Genomic DNA, 18,733 nt, shown 5'->3' on the forward strand with positions numbered 1-18,733 from the left:
TGACTAATGATAATATTGAGGCTTTTTAATAATCTGTGTATCTTTGTTTTACAAATTTACTAGTTTAGATTAATTCTATCTTCAAATTTTATCATAAAATGAGAAATTGCTGTATTTCAATTTTGAATGGGCATTGTTCATTTTTTTGTTATATTTTCAATTGCTAAGTAAAATATTTTGAAAAATGCCATATCATTTGGAAAAACTTTTTTATTTCTAATAACTTTTCGTAATTGACTATTAACAGATTCAATAGCATTTGTTGTATAAATCACTCTTTTGATTTCTGCAGGATAACTAATAAAAACCATTAAATTATCTCAATTTTTATATCACGATTTAGCAATTTGAGGATATTGTTTATTTCATTTACTTTCAAAAGTTTCTAAAGCTTGCATTGCTTGTTCTTAACGACATGCACTATAAATTGGTTTTAAATCTGTAACTAGTGATTTTTTATGTTTGTATGAAACATATTTTAAACTATTTCTAATTTGATGAACTATGCATAATTGATGTTCGGTTTTAGGATAAACTGATTGTATTGCTTCTGACTTCTGACATTCCTGTTAAATTGTCACTACAAGCAATAAGAATATCATTTAAGCCTCGATTTTTCATTTCTGTGAAATTAGATAATCAAAACTTAGAACCTTCATTTTCACTAATTCATAAACCTAAAACATCTTTTTTACCTTCTAAATCAACTCCTAATGCTATATAAACTGATTTGTTAATAATGCGTTTATCTTGTCGTACTTTAACTACTATACAATCAAAATAAACAATCTGATAAACACTTTCTAATGGCCGATTTTGTCATGCTTTAACATCATCAATAACATCATCAGTAATTTGACTAATAACACTTTCACTAATATCAGCACCATGATATAACTCTTGTAACTGCATTCTAATATCTGATAAAGTCATGCCTTTGGCATATAATGAAAGAACTTGTTGATCAAAACCATCAAATCTTCTTTGTCTTTTTGCAACTATTACTGGCTCAAAATTACTATTACGATCTCGTGGTACATTAATCTCAATTTTACCTTGTTGGGTTATTAATTTTTTTGAATTTATACCATTGCGAGCATTATCAATATTATTATGTTGATTTTTTTCATATCCTAAATAATTTTTCATTTCAGAATTGAACATTTTTTCAACTAATCTTTTTGTTAATTCTTTATATAAACCTCCCTCTTTAAATACGGTTGTTAAATCATCAGTATTTTCTAATAATAAATCTACTGCTTTTGATATTTGATCATTATTATTAATATTTTGTTTTTTAGACATACGTAACTCACTCTTTCTAGTTATTTAATTTTATTTACTAGAATTAATTAAACATAGTTATTTTTGTAAGTTACACAGATTACTAAACATTACCATGAATTTGAAAAAGAAAATCTATGAAATGATGATTTTACAAAATCTATAAATCATGAACAACATTTATCAATTGATAATAAACCTAATTTCTCTACAAGTAATATAACAAGTTTATAAAAATATAAACAAAAAAAGTTACCTATTGGTAACTTTTTAATTAGGTGCCAAACTAATCATATACAGAATGAATTATACTTACCTAAGTAAGTACTTTTATATTATACATTATTTAAGATTGTGGAAAAATATTATTTTATATTTTTCCTGAAAAAGAATTTACAATAATATTAAAATAAGGAGAACCATTTTTAGAAACATTAATATTAGCATTTTTAATAACAGTATTAGATAATTTATCTTTTATTTCTTTTTTTGTAGAGTTTTCATTAAGTTTATATACATTTAAAATTTGTTTTAAATTACTATTATTATTTACAACAAAATAAACATATTTTGCTTTTTCATAAAGATAATTTATATCATCCGGTATAGAAGTTTTACCAATAATATTTTTTTTATCAATTTTAAAGAAAATAAAAGATTTTTTTGTCAAATGTTTCAACATTAATTTCTTTAATTTCACTAAAAAATATATCATATTTTTGTGGTAAAACATCTGGATTATTATTACAAGCAATTATACTAGCACTAGATGTACTTGATAAAATTATTGTTGTTAAAATTATAATTAATTTTTTCATGAAATTATTCACCTACTTATCATTAATGGTTTTTATTATAGCACATTATCTAGGATTAAATACTATTTTTGAAATAGTTAATTTATAGTATTTATAATATCTTATATATTGTGTTATTGGTCTTAAAATATCTTTTTCACTAAAAAGCGCAAGATCTAATTGCATGATATTTGGAAATAATTGGACAATTAAATTAAATTCTTTATCATAAAAATCAAAAAATCCTAACATTGTATCTTTTTTATTTTCAATGCTTTGTGCAACAATATAATCATCAATTTTAGATTGCATATAAGTATTTTCAATACTATATAAATTATATTCATTTCTATTAATTTCTAATCCTATTTTACCGTTACCTCAGTATCCAGCATATAATCCTTGATGATATCCTTGATATGTTATTTTATTATCTTCATAATGTTTTAACTTTAATGGTTGATTGTATATTGCTAATTCTTTTAATTCTCTTGAAAAAACAAAAGTTTGAGATTTAGATGGGTTAAAGTTTTCTGTTGTAAAAGAACTACTTAATTCAAGATTAAATCATTCTTCTGTTTCGTATTCATAACTTAAATATACATCTATGCTTTTATAATATCTCTTTAAATAATTAAAATTATTAATTAATAATTTAGGGTCTAAATAATCTTTAAAATTAATATTTATTTCTAATGGTTTGATTTTAGGAACTATATTTTCTACTCATGAATTATAATCTCATATTAATTTAGAAAATCAAAAATTATTAGAAAAAATAACTGTTTGTGGTATATTAACTTCTATACTTGGATTTTTTGGAATTATTACAATTTGTTTTGCTATATTTTGAGGACTTGGTGGTAATATTTTTGCTGGATAACTAAAAGTAGTTTCTTCACTTTCTGAATATTCATCATGATTTAATTTATACAAAGTTGTTCAATTAAAAGCATTACCAGTTAAATAACCCATATTATTATAACGAAATTGTGCAACTGCTATTTCATTATAATCACCTTGATAAGTAAAAGGATTATCACTATAAAATGTATGTCTTTCTTCACCTTGATGTAATGATTGAGTTACAATTGTATCAATAATATAAGCATAATTTAAACCATCAATTACACCATTACTTGTAGGATTTCATTGACATTCAGTATCTTCATTTGTAAATGGTGAAGCAATATCTAAAAATTCATTATCTTCTGCTAAAATATAAACTTTATTATTTTTCTTTTGTGATAAATCAACAGTTGATATTTGTTCTTTAATTTATAATTTCTTACCAGTAGTAGGGTTTTATGGATAAACACTTATTCTATCACTTAATTTCAATGTCATAGCAGTTGTTGAAACATTAGCACCTAATAATTTACCGATAGTAAAATCATTATTATTTGTAAATACATTTAATGGAATTAAACCACCATTACCAATAATACTTTCTAAATTACTTGTAAAAAATGCACTCATAAAACCATTAAAATATAACATTTTTTTATATTGTTGAATATTTTGAGTAATAACTCAACTACTTCATATACCTAATGTTAAAGAATTTAATAATTTACCAATTAAAGGAATATCACTTAATGCAAAAGGTAATCATTGATTACTATCATAAGGCATTTGTATTAATGGAGAAAATACAACACTATTAAAATTTAATATTGCTGACATATATTTTTGTGATATTTTACTATAATCAACAGTTGGACTTCCTATAATTAAATGTGTATCTGGGTCTTTATATTTAAAATTACTACTCATATCAACATTATAATTACCCGTTAAATTATTTATATTTCATTCACTATCTCAAAAGAATTTAGATTCTCCTACTGATGTACCATTACTTAATCTTGCTTTATCTTTATCAAAAGAAAGCATACCTTTAAAATCTTTTGTTACAAATAAATTATCTTGAAAATTTAATGAAGTTTTTAATCATTCTGTAAAATTTTTAAAATTAGTAAATCCAGTAGGTTTAGCATCCATAATATTATAAAATGTTGTTTCTGGATGACTAATTGTTGTTATTTTATCATTTATACCAGCAAGTAAACCACCATTATTTTTAATATTAGTTGTAGATTTTTCATTATTACCAGCAATAAATAATCTTCTTGAAGCAAATACCTTACTTTCAAATATTTCTTCATTATTTTGTTGTATTCGTTCTTGACCTTGTATTATTGGTCTTCCATAATAATAACAACTTGATAATAATTCTAATCCATAACTTTGTCTATGACTATATCTTACTCCTATATCTTTCATTAAAGTACGATTTAATGTTACTTTTCCTTTTTGAATAGTAGGAAAATCATAACCACTACCCGGGCTTGCATATTGTACAAAATCAAGTGTATTTTGACCACTAGAAACTACTCTATCATTTAAACTACTAAAAGTTAAAACTTGCATACTAAATGCACCATTATAAGGACTATAATAATTTGTTACATTTGAAATATATAATAATTGTCTATCTTGATTTTTACCACTATTACCAACAATATTTTCATTTTCATCATTAAATACACAAAAAAATTGTAAATAATCATCAATTGTAATATGTTCTTCAGACATTACTAAAGTATATTGTCTTTTAGTTTGTACTGTTTTAAATATTTGATTATTTGGTAAATTACTAAAATCAACACCACTTGTATCATCAATTAAATAAGAATTTCAATAATCACCAATTTTATATTGTTTTGTATAAAATTAATCTTGACCTGTAACTTTATGAGTTACTGGGTCAATTTTACCTTTATTTTTTTGATATATTTTTGTACTATTTTTTCAAATACATAAAACTGGAGTATTACCTGTTAATATTAATTCATATTGACCAAAATCACTTATTTTACTATTAATTGGTTTATAACCAGTTTCAGTTAAAGGAATTGCACCATTATTTATAATAAATGGAAATATTTTTCAATGTAATTGTCTTTTAATTAATATTTGTTTCATCTTTAATCTCATGTGAGCGTGTTTCATTAATTGTATTTGTTGATGTCTGCTCATTTTCATTATCTCCTAAATCTTTATTTAATTTTTGATTTTCATTAATAATATTTTCTAATTTATTTTCAGCCATTAATTGGTCAATATTATCATATTCACTAATTGCTTCAATTATTGTCATTGTGCCATTATTTAATCTTGAATTAATAATTTGGTCTTGTACTATTTGGTCAGTCATAGCAATTGGAATAAATTTAAAACTATAAGGTCTTTCTCCAATACCATTTCATAAATTTTCACTAATAAGTAATAAATCAAATATACGATAAAAATAAGCACTATAAAATGCTATTTTTATTTCTGTATTTTCCATATCATATTTATTATTAAACATACTTTGTGTTTTATTAGTATAAACATCATTACCATGTTCATCATAATCATAACCAGCACCATTAAATATTGCTTTAGCAGTACCATTATAATCTAATCAATATTCATTAAATTTTGGGTCACCTTGAATAATTTGCATACCACCATTACCATTTTTATCATATCCAGCACTACCAACATTAACAAACATATCTTTTTTAGGATTTTCTGCAATATTACCATTTTCTTGCATTTCTTTAACTGTTTCATTATCTAATGTAGCAAATAAAGTAGTAACATTTAATTCTCTTTCTAATCTTTTTTGTCTAATTACAAGATTTAAATCTCAAATTAAATCTCATACTGGTGTACAATCTGGATAAGCATTTAAAGTAGTTGCATTACCATATAAATTTATTATTGGTAAATTTGTTATTTCAAAAATAGGTATATAATTAAATGGATTTTTAATTTCATAAATTTTTAATGGAATAATATTTGGTTTTAATTTTGTTCTTGTAGAACCTAAAATAATATCTTTATTATTATCTGTATATGTTTCATATTTAACTTTTCCGTTTTGTATTGTTACTCATGTTAAAGTTGCACTATCTGCTTGTTCATTAATAAAATAAAATTCTGATGATTGTTCTTGTTCATTATATTTAGCAACTCTACCAAAAAAACTATTAGGTAATATTTTAAGTTATTTACTATTATCTTCATTAACTATAATCATAATAAATACTTTACCCATTAAACTATTTTGTAAACCAAATTTATAAAATTTTTCTAATCATTTATTTTTTAAATTCATTTCATTTAAATAATCTAATATTTCTTTTTTAATTGAATTAAATAAAAAACCTTTACTTAATCATAATTTAGTTGATTTTTGAGCAATAATCATAGGTATATCAATATATCAATTACTTTTATCACAACTTAAATATTCCATTGTATTTATCATAATTCATCACCATTAAATTTATTTTTATTAATTAATAATTTATTATTAATACCATTAATTAATCATTTCATTTCATGCATTAAAGCATACATATCACTATCTCAAGTATCATCATGTAAATCTAACATTTTAGGAGTATTATTATTACTATCTAATTTCTTTTTATATAATCATTGCATTAAACTATATTGTCTTTTAGTTTCTGGACATTTTTCTCAATTAAAACTAATAATATTTTTAAGCATACAAATTGTTGTAAAATCAATTCTATCATTTAAATATAAAATTGATTTATCTACTGCTATAAATTTTAATTATGTTATATTACGTTTTTTAACTCAACTTTTTAAAACATCAATAAATACTAATCCACCATTACCATAATCAACATAACAAATAAAACCAAATAACATTGCTATATAACGTTTACTTTCATTTAAATAATAATTAATAATATCATTTGCTAAAGTATCAGTATCTTTATATTGCATAGTAACATTACTATGATAAAATTCACTTTCTTTATGCGCTCTTCTACTATTTTCATTTTCACCAATAAATCATAAACTTCCAGCAGTAGGATGACCACTTGAACTTGTTGCCATACCAATATCTAATCCACCAGTTAATCTTTCTACTTGAAAATCTAATTTAGTTCGTACTTTATCAAGATATCTTGCAAATATAGCATCAGTAAGAATACTAGGAACTCCATAATATCAACTTTGTGCTTTAATAGGGTCTAATACTTTTAATTCTTCTAAATCATTAATCATATCTAATGTTAAATTATGAGCATTTACTTTTCAATTTGAATAATGAAATAATTTAAATATATTATTATCAAATACTGAATTAATTTGTTCATTATTAGTTTTCATAATTTCTAAATTAAAAGGTACTATTTTATTCATATATTCAATAAAATATTGATAAATATTATCTGGATTACAACTTTTTATTTTAATTCTTTTTTTATCATTACCTAATGCAAATGTAATTGTTTGAAATTATTGTTGACTAAATTCATTTGCTTCTTCACATCATTCAATTGCTAAATCAAAACCTTTAATTTCACTACGAGAAAGTCCTTTTAAAGGTATTCTATCATTTGAATTACTATATACACCCATAACTCTAATAAATTATTTACTACCTTTAAAACGAAAATCTGTTTGTTTATTTTGATATTTTAGACTAAAATCTTTATAATCATTTAATCCAATTGTTATTAAAGCATTATATATTTCTTTAACTAAATCATTAATATCTTTATTTAATTTTCTAAAACAATATATAGCAATTGATTTATTATTTTTAATTGAATTAGCAATTAATATTGCTAATTCTTCAGCAATACTATATGTTTTACTTGAATATCTACTTCCACTTAAATTATATTCACTATGAGTAAAATCACTTTTATTTAATAATCAATAACTAATTTCATGTAAATAAGTAAATTCTTTATTCATAATATTATTCCTGTAATTCTTCTAATTTTAAAAGTTGACCATATCTTATAGGGTCACTAACAATAGCGATTGTATCCTTCTGCATTTGTAAAGAAAGCATTATTCTACCATTAATATTATATCAATCCAAAGTTTGAACCTCAGTATTTAACTCACCATATAAAAATTCTTTACAAATAAAAGCAAATTTTTTAATACTTGTTTGACTTTCAAAATTATAATAAATTTTATATTTAGTATTTGTTTTAAAAATATATTTAATGTGATTTATATTAACTTTTGTTCCAACTTCTTTTCATTGTGGAATAGTTGGAATTGGTTGTATTTTATTATCAACATATCTTTTATTTACAGCATCTTGTGGTTGTGTAGGGTCTCCTATATCAACAATTCTAGTATTATTTGAAGTAATAATTCTTTTTTCTTTAGGTTGAATAATATTAGGAGAATTAGGGTCCATTATTCATAATGATTCACCACTACCACCATTAGCACTAATAATATCATCATCAATAACTAGAAAAAATATAAAGATATTACAACGTGTAGGTAGTTATATTATTTCAGCGCCACCACGTACTGGTAAATCTGCTCTTGCTTGTTGTTTAGCACAAAAACATAAAGGTAGGGTAGTAAGTTTTATTCCTATTAAAGTACTTAATGAATATAGTTATCGTTGTTCTTATAATGATGTTTTTAAATTTAATCAATTAAATAGTAATTATGCTTTTAAAGAGAATGATATGCTTGTTTTTGATGAATTAGGTTTAAAAATTAATAGTAATGATTTGTCACTCGAATTTAAAGAAACACAAGAAAGTTTGGGAATGTTTTGTAAATTAATAGGTCATAATTTTAATGGAATTATGTATATGATTGAACAACACCCCGATAGAATACCAAAACAAGCACGTGAAAAAGTGGAATATATTGTGCAAGTTAAAATAATGCGTATTTTGTTATTTTTAGTTAAGTTTAAACTAAATATTTATACTAATGATGATGATTATAATAAATTTATATTATCTAAAAGACAACCAAAGCGAATAATTAAACGTGGTGGATTACCACCTAGTTATAGTGGTGAAACTATGACTTTTAGTTTATGATTTTCTAGGTCTTATTTACAAAGATATAATAGTTGTGCTTTAAATTATATTCATTCGTTAAAGAGTGAATTAAGTACTGTTAAAGATTATGAACAATCACAAGCATTAGATATAAATGCTGATGATATTAGAGCAGTAGGATTAGATAAGTTGGATAATATATTACAAACTGAAAAGAAAGAAATTGAAAATACTGTATGCCGTACTTGTTATTATAGAAATAAATATTCTAAGAAAAATAAGAAAGATGTTAAAATAGAGTAAACCTATATTATTGGTCGAAGCCAACCAGAACCTTGGTTGGCCGTGGCGTTTACGCCACTGGGGTGAGTTGCGAAGCAACTAGGGGCTTTGCCCCTATATACTTGATAAAAAATATAAATAATTTAGTAGTTTTTAACCCATTGTTTGTTGAGATAAAAGCAAATGGGTTTTTTATTTTGAAAGGAAAATTATAAATGATATTGCAAAAATATAAAAAATTAAAATTAGCAACCTTATTTTTATTTATTTTAACTATTTTAATTATGGTAATTGGTTTAATGTTAATTGGTTTTTCAAATTTTGATAAAAGTTTTTTTGAAAATCTTAAATTATATAAAGAAAAAAGACTTATTATAGAAATAACACTAGAAATAACAAATGGATTTAGTTTATTAAATTATATGAGTGTAAATTATATTTGGCTTTTATCCATTTATGTACTATTTTTAAATTTTATCACATAAATGGAGATAAAAGCCAATAATAATTTTTGAGATGCAATCCAAAAATGTTAAATAATTAACAGTTATTATGTTCATTAGGTATTTTGTTTTTAAAATATATTAAGTATTATCTTTAGTGAATCAACAAAATATTTTATTTTATATATTGATTTATAATTTATTATTTATTTAAAAATTATTTTTTTGTTTTTTAATTTTGTCATATTATATCTTAAAAAAATAAATTTAAATTTGATAATATGTTTATTTAATAATTTTGTAAAATTAAACGCTTATAATTTTGATTTATATCAGATACTATTATTAAGTTTTAATACCTAAAATAAGTTATAATATAAATAAAAAATAAGGAGCGTTAGATATATAGAAGAAAAAAAAGATGACTTAAAAAATACTCCATTGTCAAATGTTGATAATATTATTATCAAATCAAATAATGATAATCCATCATTTAAAGATATTGAAGAACAACGTTTTACTACTTATAATCCGTTATTAAGTGATAGTATTAAATTTAAAAGAATGTATTGAAGTTCAAAAATGGAAAATATTGCTCGTATTTTGTTACTTACATTTTCATGTTTTCATTTAATTTTATCTTATTTTTTAGCTAACAATTTGGTTAATTAAATTTTGAGTAATAAAGGTAGTAACATGAACCCAACTTATATAATTTATATATTTTTAATTATAACTCTGGGATTTAATTTTATATTTTATTTACCAGTAGCGATTGGTCGCACTGCTAGTGCTATGTTTGGATGATCAATTGTTTATATTATTTTAGCAATTGCTTATTTTATAGTTTTAGAAGTATTTTGTACAATTTTGTTAGTGGTTAATGCATTAGTAAATGAAACTGTTTCTGCAGAAGTTCCAATATTTATGATTATTGTTTTATTAATAACTGTTTTATGATTAATTGCTGCTTGTTTATTAATTGTTAAAAGTGATGATGTAAGAAGAGAATTAAGTGTCGAATAAATAATAAGTAAAAGAGAATATAATGAATACAGATAGTTTACTTTCTAAGCGAATTGAACAATTAATTAAAGTAATTAGCGCTGATGTTTATGAAAAAAAACTGTTTTTAAACTTGCTATTTTGGCGTTATTATCATGATAATCAATATTTTTATTAGGATTACCAGGAATTGCTAAATCATTAATTTCACGACGAATTAAATATGCGCTTCATGATGGGCAAAATTTTGAATATTTAATGAATCGTTTTTCTACTCCAGAAGAAATTTTTGGACCAATCTCAATCAAAGATTTATTAAAAGGTAACTATGTAAGAATTATTGATCAATATTTACCTGCTGTTGATATTGCTTTTTTGGATGAAATTTGAAAAGCAGGTCCTTCAATTCAAAATACTTTACTAACTATTATTAATGAAAAAATCTTTCATAATGGTGGTTTTGATATCAAAGTACCATTAAAACTATTAATTTCAGCTTCCAATGAGTTACCAGAAAGCGGTAAAGGTTTAGAAGCTTTATTTGATCGTTTTATTATTAGAATGATAGTTTATGGTTTAACTAATGAAGAAAATTTTAATGATATGCTAGAAAGTATTACTAGTTTAGAAGTAAAAGTTCCGCTTGAATTACAAATTAAAACATCTGAATATGAAAAGTGATTAAAAGAATTGGAAACTACTGTTACTTTAAGCAAAGAAACATTAAGTTTTATTTCTCGTTTTCGTAAAATTTTAACAGAAGCAACTAATGGTAAAGTTTACATTTCTGATCGAAGATGAAAAAAAATTGCAAAATTAATAAAAGATTCAGCTTATTATAACGGTAGAACAACTACTGATAAGCCTGATTTATTGATTATTCCTTACTGTATTTGAGATAATGAAGATCAAGAAAAAGAATATACAAAACTTTTCAATGAAACATATTGTGAAGATTTAACTTACACATTAAAACAAAATCAGATTGAACTGGAAAGTGAGTTGGAAACATTAAGTAATAATGCCGAAAACATTAAAGATAGTCAAAATCAACCATCTATTTACTCCAATCCATTTTCTGAAGAAATTAAAGGTATATATTATCGTTTATTATGACATAGCGATGAATTTCCAATTTGTTTTATTAGTAGAAAGGATTTTCAGTTATTATTACGACGTAATAAAAAAAGTCATAATATTCAATTATTTTATGGTAAAAGTTTAAGTAAAATGGAAGGTAATCAGAAGTTTGAACTACAATTAAAGAATTCTAGTGAATTAATAAATATTACAAATAATTCTATAATTCAAGTTGAATTAACTAATACCGATAGTAAATCACAATTTGGAAATATTAATAGTCAAATTAAAGATTTAAAGCAACAAATTAATGAATTAAAAGTACATTTTGAACAAGAATATCATCGTTTAAGTAAAACCGATTCTATATTTTTTGATGAACAATTTAAATCACTATTAGAAATGGCATTTTTTGATAAAATTTCACAAATACCTGAAGCAGAAACCGAAAAGACTCTTTCATCAGAATCACTAACTGAAGATTCACCAATAACTATCCCAAATGTTAATGACGCTAATAATAATTCTGATGTTAATTAAAATAGGTGATTAGTATGGAACAATTAATTGAATCCCATGTTTCACAAATTTTAGAAACTAAATTAAAAAAAATGTCTTTATCAGAAACAAATTTAAGTATTTTTGCTTGATTTAAAAAAAATTTTGCTTGATTAGCTCCGGAATTTGATCAACAAATTAGTCATTTTTATTTAAATGAAGTTTTAGAAAAAAGTAAAAATATTGTTATTAGTCCCATCATTAAAAGAGAATTACGATTATATTTCTGAGTTATGATTAATGGTATTGATAGATTAAAAAATAATTGACAAGAAATTTACACTAGGGCAAAAACTCTTGATTCACTAATGATTAATTATTTTCATTATTTTCAAGAAAAATTTAAGGATCGTAAACTTAATAGTAAATTAACTTTTGATAATTTTACAAGACATTGAGAAAGTTTAATTGTTCAAAGAATTGTAAATTATAAGTTATTTGAAACTATGCAAATGCGTCAAAAATATTTAACAATGTGAAGTAATAATATTAAAATTATTAATGAAGTAAGGCATATTGTTGGTTTTGCTTGAAATTTTTTTGGACGATTTTGAGAAGGAGATTTAAATGATTTTAAAAAAAATAATTTAAATACTATTATACAATATGGTGAAATTTTAAATAAGAATCCAACTATTATTGAAATTGCTAGACTACTTGGTCGTTGAAAAGGAATTTCAGGTTTAACAGAAAAGCAGGTTCATCAAAAAGTACAAATTGAATATGAATTAAAGCCATTAGGAAAATGGCCTGAAGAAATAGTAGGAATTACCGAGGGTAAAGATTTAGAACATTTATTACCATTAGAATTAGTTAATTTTGCTATTCCAGAGTTAAATGCCATTTTTTATAAAAAATTTGTTGAAGAAAAGTTATCAATTACAGAGTTTGAATCAATGGATTTAGTTGCCACTGAACATCTTGTTGAAGAAGTTGTAGAAGTACCAATTCCCGAAAGTGAAGGCCCTTTTATCTTATGCATTGATACATCTAAATCAATGAGTCATAGTCCGGAAATTATTGCAAAATCAATTGCGCTGGCTATTAGTAAAATTGCTTTACAAGAAAAAAGACCGTGCTATATGATTAATTTTTCTGGTAAATTTGAAACTTATGACTTATCTAATTTAGTTTCATCAATTCCCAATCTAATTCGTTTTTTAGGTCATAGTTTTAAAGGACATACTAATATTAATCCAACTATTAGTCATGCTTTAACAATTATGCAATCTAAGACATATCATAATACAGACTTATTGGTAGTTTCTGATTTTTTATCTGCTAATATTACTAAAAATAATATTAATTTAATGTTACAACTAAAAGCAAAAGCTAATCGCTTTCATGCTATTAATATTGCTTCTTCAACATTACCTAATAATTTTAAAAAATATTTTACTAATTATTGACATTATGATCCTCGTGATCCATTTGCTGCGCGAAAAATTGCATTAAATTTAGCTAAAACTAAAAATAAATCTTAATCTTAATTTTTGATAGTTATTTTTTTGCTTTAATAATGATAAAATATTATTAGAGGGAAAAAATAAACTGATAATGAGAGATGGATAATATGAAAAAAAATAATTTAATTTTAAGTAAAACATTAGTTATTATTAGTGTTTTAACAGTAACAATTAGTTTATCAATTTTTCCATTATTTAATTGGGGTGTTCCATTAAAAAACAATATTGCTATTATTATTACTTTAATCTTTAATAAAGAACCAATCACTAGTAGTTTTTATAAACAATTAATGACTAGTGATAGTATAGTTTCTTTATATACTTTTGGAACATTATTGATTTTTAATTTAACTTATTTAATACCATTAATTTTTATTAAAAAACCTTTTTCAAGATCATTTTTTGCTATACACATGTTATTAATAACCTTAGTATTGATACTTTTTGTATTAGTACTTTTTAATTACTTTAATATTATAAATTTTCAAGCTATTCCTTTTAAAGATTTATGAACAATTCCTTGAGCAGGTATTGGTTTAAGTTTACTTACTATTTTTTGATATGGCTTAAAAAATTTATGAGTTAATCATCCACAATTATCAAAAAAAACTAATGATTATAGTAAAAACGAAAAAGAAGAAATTAAAAGTGATGATTTACCATCATATGAAGATTTACAATTACAATTAAAAATGTTAAAAAAACAATTAAAAGAAGTTAGAAATATTAAAACTAAGAAATAATAAAAGTTATTTTAGACTTTTAATTAGATCATTAGCAAACTTTGTTTTTTTGATATTTGTTGTTTGTTGATTACTAGAGTTAGGTGAATTTATTTCATTTTTACTTGAGTTTAAAATTCATGATTGCAAATATTCTTTCACTTCTAGATTCACTTTATTTATTGATTCTCAAAAATTATCTATACATTCAATTTTAGCACCATTTTCTATTAGAAACTTAACTCCCTCTATATTATTATTATCAGCAATTAGGATTAGGGCAGTTTTACCATTTTGATTTGTATGATTAATATCAGCGTTATTTTTTACTAAAAATTTAATAACATCTAAGTGATTATTTTGAGCAGCTCGTGTTAAAGCACTTTCTTTATTATAATTAATTATTTGATTAACATTGGCGCCATTTTCTACCAAAAATTTAACTATATTTAAATATCCTTTTTTGGCGGTTTTCATTAATGGAGTATTACCACTAGTATTTTTATCTGGATAAGAAGTCACTTTACCGGTAAGTTTTTTACAAATGGAATATTTAAAGTTTCTATAATTGACAGTGGCGCCATTTTTACTAATTTCATAGTTTTTTTTAAATTACTTTCTTCAATAGCAATCATTAATTTCTCATTTTTAGTCATATCTTTTAATGCTTCTTTTTTAGTAATTTAATAAAAATTCTATTATAGAAATATCTATAATAGGAATAAACAATTATTAAATTAATAAAATTATAATTTATTTTTTTAATCTATCAATTAATATGCTTTTTTGTATTTTTAAGGTTTTGAATATTTAATTAAAAATAATTTAAAGAATATAAATAAATGATTATAAAATAAGTATTTTGTATAGTTTGATTTTAATTATTATTTTATAGTAGTGTATTATCAATAGTAATTATAATATTTGCAAAATTAGCCTTTTAATAGATTTATTTATTAATAAGGTTTTTTAATATTATAATTTATATTTTAAATTAACATTATAATGAGGAGAAATTTTAATGCCAAGATTAGAACATTTAGAAAAAGAAAGAATAAACAAATTTCTTATTTTACTAAAAAATAGTGATGAAATAAAGATTTTTTTTAATGATTATAAAGAAATCATATTAAATGGTGAATGTCAATATATGAATTTTTTTATGATTTAGATGAATTTTTAAAAAATAAAGAAAAAATTAGAGAACAATTAAGAACAGAAACAGTTCCTGATAATAAAAAAATAAAAAAATTAAATTCTATTTTTTTAAAAAAGGAAAATAATAAAAAAATGTTTTTAATAAAAAACTTAGAAAAGAAAGCAAATATGTTGGAAGAAATACATAATATTTTATTAGAACTACATGATAATGCACCAAAACGGGAAATGGAACATATTATTTATTTAAAAATATTATTATTATTATATTTTAATGATACTACTATAGAAGGCAAAACGTTAGATTTTTCTGAATATGAACAATGAGCAAAGATATTTATTGAATTTGCTAATATAAGAATGAATGAACTTGAATAAATAAATTTAGAAAATATTAAAATAATAACTGATGCAGTACAAACTTTATTTTTAGATGTATTTTTTGATGAAACTTTTCAAAGAAAATATAATTTAAATATTGAAAAATAAAAGTCTAAATTAAAAATAGAAGATGTAATATCTTTTAATCTTTTTAATGATGCACTTGAAATTATAAATACTAAAATATTTAAAACATATATGGAACAATTACCTATTTTTACCAAAAAAATACTAAAATATATTAGAGAAATGTCAATTATTAAAAAATACGATATACTGGTTGATTATAAATTGTTTCTTCTTAAAAGAAATGAAATAAGAGAGAATATTGATACAGTCACAAAGATATCAAAAGAATTACTTGAAAGAAATGAACAATATAAAAATAAAATTAAAAAGAAAGAAAATAAAAATAATACTTTTTCTTTATCAAAAATGGAAGTTGAATTAGTAGCAATAGAAGAAATAATTAATACACTTAAATTAATTGAAGAATATAAACATTCTAAATTTATTTTTGCAATTCGTGGTATATGAAATCTTATTTTAATTTTGGAAATTATCCCCACATGTACTAGTGTGGAGGAAAAAATGAATTGAAATGAATTCAATAGCATATTTCAAAATGAAAACGATTGTTTGAAATATATAGCGAAGTTGAAAGTAATGAAATGTATCAGGTGTGCTTCTTCTATTTTGAATGTTTCTGATTTGAGAAGAATGAGATGTTTGAAATGTCATCAAACATTTAGTATTCTTCATGACACCATTTTTCACAAGTCACAAACACCTTTGACATCTTGGTTTTATCTCATCTTTAGATGAATAAACACAAAGCATGGTATACCGTCAACAGATGTTGCAAGGGAATTGGGTGTGACATATAAAACAGTTTGAAGAATGAATCATGAAATCAGAACTAGAATTTGGAATCAAGATGCAGGGTTCATTGATGATGGCACAGCACAGATAGATGAAATGTATCTTTCACATGTAGGTTTTAAAAAACAAGGAAGATCCTTGTTTTTTAAAACCTTGATTGTTGGAGTTTATGAGAAAACCAGCAACAAACTAATTGTGAAAGTATTGAAAAAAGCAGATGAGAAAAACCTTTTATGATTTGCATTGAAACACATTTCTACTGGGTGTTGTCTATTTACGGATTCTTGGAAGAGATATGGAAGTTTTAAAAACTTCTATCACAAACATGAAATCGTAAATCATGAAGTTGGGTATGTGTCATCAACAGGTGTAAACACAAACCAGATTGAATCTGCATGAAAACACATCCGACGAACTTTCCGAACACACATAAAAGTTGGAATGGCAACTTTTTTTAGGACTGTTTTTTGGTAGACATTTGTGCTTGGTGTTTTATGGAGGTTAAGTAGTTTAGAGTGCTGTGGATTCTTATTTTTTTGTATCAATTGATATAATCAAATAATTCTAATTTTAATTGGATTAATGATGTAAAATTTTTATCATTAATAAATTCTGTTTTGAAAGTTTAGAAAGTTGCTTCAGCAACAGCGTTATCATAAGGACAACCTTTTTTGTTTAAAGAGCGGGTAATATTGAAGGCTAATAAAAGTTTATCAATAGTTGGGCGTATCAAGTTAATGGTTAGATTTAATAAGAACTTAAATGAGATATAACACTCTCATTTTTTAATTGTTAAACAATTATAATTAATTATTTTATTAAACCAGCACTTTATTAAAGTAATTAATTATTACATAACTAAATAAAAAAATATTTAGACTATTGTGCTGGAATATTCCAATAGTAATTTTTGTGTTGCTCTTTTACAATTTGATATTTTTTTGGTTCCCTTCCCCTAGAACCCCTAACCTCCAAGGCTTTGCTACTTACAGTAGCAAAGCCTTACGTATAGTAGATAATTAGTTAGTAGTATATAAGCCTTTTTTATCACTGTAGGTGATAAAAAAGGCTTATACATAGAAAGGATACGTAATGATTAATGTTAATTTAGATATTAAAAATAAAATTAAAGAAACAACTAAAGGTATGTTATTAGAAATTGGTGAATATGAAACATGATTTCCTATTAAAGATACTATTATTGATGAAAAAAATAAAAAAATAGCATTAAAAATAATTGAAGATTTTTATTATAAATTAGGTAAAAAATCAATTACAAAAGATATTGAAAGTGTTAAAGGTAGTGATATTTTAAAATATATTAAAAATATTCCAAATATTACTAGAAATGAAAATGAATTAATATCTTGTGAATTTTATGAACAATATAATGGTTATTATATTTTTAAAAATGATAAAAATCAAGAATGTTTTAAATATAACATTACATGAGAACAAGGCATGAAAAGTTTTAAAATAAATAATCCATATAACGATAATGATTTAGCAATTAATTATATTGTTACACCAATGAAAGATATAAATACTCATAATGAAAAAATATTTTATTTAAAGTATTAAAGGAAATTAATATGTTATTAAATGTTGAAAAAATAGAATTAATTAAAAATTTATGTAATGAAAAATTACTTAAAAATAAAAAATATATTGAAATACAAGAAATATTAAAAATTATAGAAAGGGATTAATAATTATGGAATGTAGAGAATATAGAATTAAAGGTTCATGTGATATTTGTCATAAAAATTAATCATATGGAAATATAACTTGTAATAAATGTTTTTA

General features: G+C 22.8%; 23 protein-coding genes and 2 pseudogenes. 10 read left to right on the forward strand and 15 right to left on the reverse strand.

Annotation, left to right across the window (positions count from 1 at the left end; genetic code table 4):
- Positions 1-59: 59 nt before the first annotated feature.
- The 13 genes and pseudogenes from AC6I4F_RS08185 to AC6I4F_RS08245 form a co-directional block, all read right to left on the reverse strand.
- Positions 60-1,305 (reverse strand): annotated as a pseudogene (locus AC6I4F_RS08185) (IS256 family transposase).
- 349 nt (positions 1,306-1,654) lie between these two features.
- Positions 1,655-1,954, reverse strand: a complete 300-nt coding sequence (locus tag AC6I4F_RS08190) for a hypothetical protein (RefSeq protein ID WP_497873538.1) — start codon at positions 1,952-1,954, stop codon at positions 1,655-1,657.
- Positions 1,926-2,102: a lipoprotein gene (locus tag AC6I4F_RS08195; RefSeq protein ID WP_497873539.1), complete on the reverse strand. Its 177-nt coding sequence runs from the start codon at positions 2,100-2,102 to the stop codon at positions 1,926-1,928. The genes AC6I4F_RS08190 and AC6I4F_RS08195 overlap by 29 nt, the downstream gene beginning before the upstream one ends.
- A 45-nt stretch (positions 2,103-2,147) precedes the next feature.
- The gene (locus AC6I4F_RS08200; RefSeq protein ID WP_497873540.1) at positions 2,148-3,056 is read right to left on the reverse strand and encodes a hypothetical protein; all 909 of its coding nucleotides are present in this window, start codon (positions 3,054-3,056) and stop codon (positions 2,148-2,150) included.
- A gap of 330 nt (positions 3,057-3,386) precedes the next feature.
- Positions 3,387-4,679: a hypothetical protein gene (locus AC6I4F_RS08205; RefSeq protein WP_497873541.1), complete on the reverse strand. Its 1,293-nt coding sequence runs from the start codon at positions 4,677-4,679 to the stop codon at positions 3,387-3,389.
- 138 nt (positions 4,680-4,817) lie between these two features.
- Positions 4,818-5,069: a hypothetical protein gene (locus AC6I4F_RS08210; RefSeq protein WP_497873542.1), complete on the reverse strand. Its 252-nt coding sequence runs from the start codon at positions 5,067-5,069 to the stop codon at positions 4,818-4,820.
- Positions 5,050-5,688: a hypothetical protein gene (locus AC6I4F_RS08215; protein WP_497873543.1), complete on the reverse strand. Its 639-nt coding sequence runs from the start codon at positions 5,686-5,688 to the stop codon at positions 5,050-5,052. Before AC6I4F_RS08215 ends, AC6I4F_RS08210 begins: the two co-directional genes overlap by 20 nt.
- A 453-nt stretch (positions 5,689-6,141) precedes the next feature.
- Positions 6,142-6,405, reverse strand: coding sequence for a hypothetical protein (locus AC6I4F_RS08220; protein ID WP_497873544.1), 264 nt, complete (start codon positions 6,403-6,405; stop codon positions 6,142-6,144).
- Positions 6,399-6,650: a hypothetical protein gene (locus AC6I4F_RS08225; RefSeq protein ID WP_497873545.1), complete on the reverse strand. Its 252-nt coding sequence runs from the start codon at positions 6,648-6,650 to the stop codon at positions 6,399-6,401. Before AC6I4F_RS08225 ends, AC6I4F_RS08220 begins: the two co-directional genes overlap by 7 nt.
- 69 nt (positions 6,651-6,719) lie before the next feature.
- Positions 6,720-7,319, reverse strand: a complete 600-nt coding sequence (locus AC6I4F_RS08230) for a hypothetical protein (RefSeq protein WP_497873546.1) — start codon at positions 7,317-7,319, stop codon at positions 6,720-6,722.
- 96 nt (positions 7,320-7,415) lie between these two features.
- On the reverse strand, positions 7,416-7,538 hold the full coding sequence (locus AC6I4F_RS08235; protein WP_497873547.1) for a hypothetical protein: 123 nt from the start codon (positions 7,536-7,538) through the stop codon (positions 7,416-7,418).
- A 12-nt stretch (positions 7,539-7,550) separates the two neighbouring features.
- On the reverse strand, positions 7,551-7,880 hold the full coding sequence (locus AC6I4F_RS08240) for a hypothetical protein (RefSeq protein ID WP_497873548.1): 330 nt from the start codon (positions 7,878-7,880) through the stop codon (positions 7,551-7,553).
- A gap of 4 nt (positions 7,881-7,884) precedes the next feature.
- Complete coding sequence (locus tag AC6I4F_RS08245; RefSeq protein ID WP_497874796.1) at positions 7,885-8,010, reverse strand: hypothetical protein; 126 nt, start codon at positions 8,008-8,010, stop codon at positions 7,885-7,887.
- Between the two features lie 130 nt (positions 8,011-8,140).
- Between AC6I4F_RS08245 and AC6I4F_RS08250 the strand changes: the two genes are divergently transcribed.
- The 6 genes from AC6I4F_RS08250 to AC6I4F_RS08275 all read left to right on the forward strand — a co-directional run bounded on the left by AC6I4F_RS08250 (position 8,141) and on the right by AC6I4F_RS08275 (position 14,527).
- On the forward strand, positions 8,141-9,253 hold the full coding sequence (locus AC6I4F_RS08250; RefSeq protein WP_497874797.1) for a hypothetical protein: 1,113 nt from the start codon (positions 8,141-8,143) through the stop codon (positions 9,251-9,253).
- 863 nt (positions 9,254-10,116) lie between these two features.
- Entirely contained in the window at positions 10,117-10,347 is a 231-nt protein-coding gene (locus AC6I4F_RS08255) for a hypothetical protein (RefSeq protein ID WP_497873551.1), read from the forward strand.
- A gap of 24 nt (positions 10,348-10,371) precedes the next feature.
- Positions 10,372-10,701, forward strand: a complete 330-nt coding sequence (locus tag AC6I4F_RS08260) for a hypothetical protein (RefSeq protein WP_497873552.1) — start codon at positions 10,372-10,374, stop codon at positions 10,699-10,701.
- Positions 10,702-10,896: 195 nt separating this feature from the next.
- Positions 10,897-12,300 (forward strand): AAA family ATPase, encoded by a 1,404-nt coding sequence (locus AC6I4F_RS08265; RefSeq protein ID WP_497874687.1) that lies wholly within the window; start codon positions 10,897-10,899, stop codon positions 12,298-12,300.
- Between the two features lie 14 nt (positions 12,301-12,314).
- On the forward strand, positions 12,315-13,802 hold the full coding sequence (locus tag AC6I4F_RS08270) for a vWA domain-containing protein (protein WP_497873553.1): 1,488 nt from the start codon (positions 12,315-12,317) through the stop codon (positions 13,800-13,802).
- A gap of 89 nt (positions 13,803-13,891) precedes the next feature.
- Complete coding sequence (locus AC6I4F_RS08275; protein WP_497873554.1) at positions 13,892-14,527, forward strand: hypothetical protein; 636 nt, start codon at positions 13,892-13,894, stop codon at positions 14,525-14,527.
- A gap of 6 nt (positions 14,528-14,533) precedes the next feature.
- Here AC6I4F_RS08275 and AC6I4F_RS08280 read toward each other — a convergent pair whose 3' ends face one another.
- The gene (locus AC6I4F_RS08280; RefSeq protein ID WP_497874688.1) at positions 14,534-15,100 is read right to left on the reverse strand and encodes an ankyrin repeat domain-containing protein; all 567 of its coding nucleotides are present in this window, start codon (positions 15,098-15,100) and stop codon (positions 14,534-14,536) included.
- 427 nt (positions 15,101-15,527) lie between these two features.
- Between AC6I4F_RS08280 and AC6I4F_RS08285 the strand changes: the two genes are divergently transcribed.
- The 3 genes from AC6I4F_RS08285 (at position 15,528) to AC6I4F_RS08295 (ending at position 17,401) form a co-directional block, all read left to right on the forward strand.
- Complete coding sequence (locus AC6I4F_RS08285) at positions 15,528-15,677, forward strand: hypothetical protein (RefSeq protein ID WP_497873555.1); 150 nt, start codon at positions 15,528-15,530, stop codon at positions 15,675-15,677.
- Positions 15,647-16,042 carry a hypothetical protein gene (locus AC6I4F_RS08290; RefSeq protein WP_497873556.1) on the forward strand — a complete coding sequence of 132 codons (396 nt, stop codon included), beginning with the start codon at positions 15,647-15,649 and terminating at the stop codon, positions 16,040-16,042. The genes AC6I4F_RS08285 and AC6I4F_RS08290 overlap by 31 nt, the downstream gene beginning before the upstream one ends.
- Before the next feature lie 201 nt (positions 16,043-16,243).
- Positions 16,244-17,401 (forward strand): IS1595 family transposase, encoded by a 1,158-nt coding sequence (locus AC6I4F_RS08295; RefSeq protein WP_497873557.1) that lies wholly within the window; start codon positions 16,244-16,246, stop codon positions 17,399-17,401.
- Here AC6I4F_RS08295 and AC6I4F_RS08300 read toward each other — a convergent pair.
- Positions 17,382-17,537, reverse strand: a pseudogene (locus AC6I4F_RS08300) (IS3 family transposase); the annotation flags it as partial. The gene AC6I4F_RS08295 and the pseudogene AC6I4F_RS08300 overlap by 20 nt on opposite strands.
- Positions 17,538-18,019: 482 nt before the next feature.
- Between AC6I4F_RS08300 and AC6I4F_RS08305 the strand changes: the two are divergent.
- Positions 18,020-18,508: a hypothetical protein gene (locus AC6I4F_RS08305; RefSeq protein ID WP_497873558.1), complete on the forward strand. Its 489-nt coding sequence runs from the start codon at positions 18,020-18,022 to the stop codon at positions 18,506-18,508.
- Positions 18,509-18,733 lie beyond the last annotated feature (225 nt).

The sequence above is a fragment of the Spiroplasma ixodetis genome, assembly GCF_059729505.1.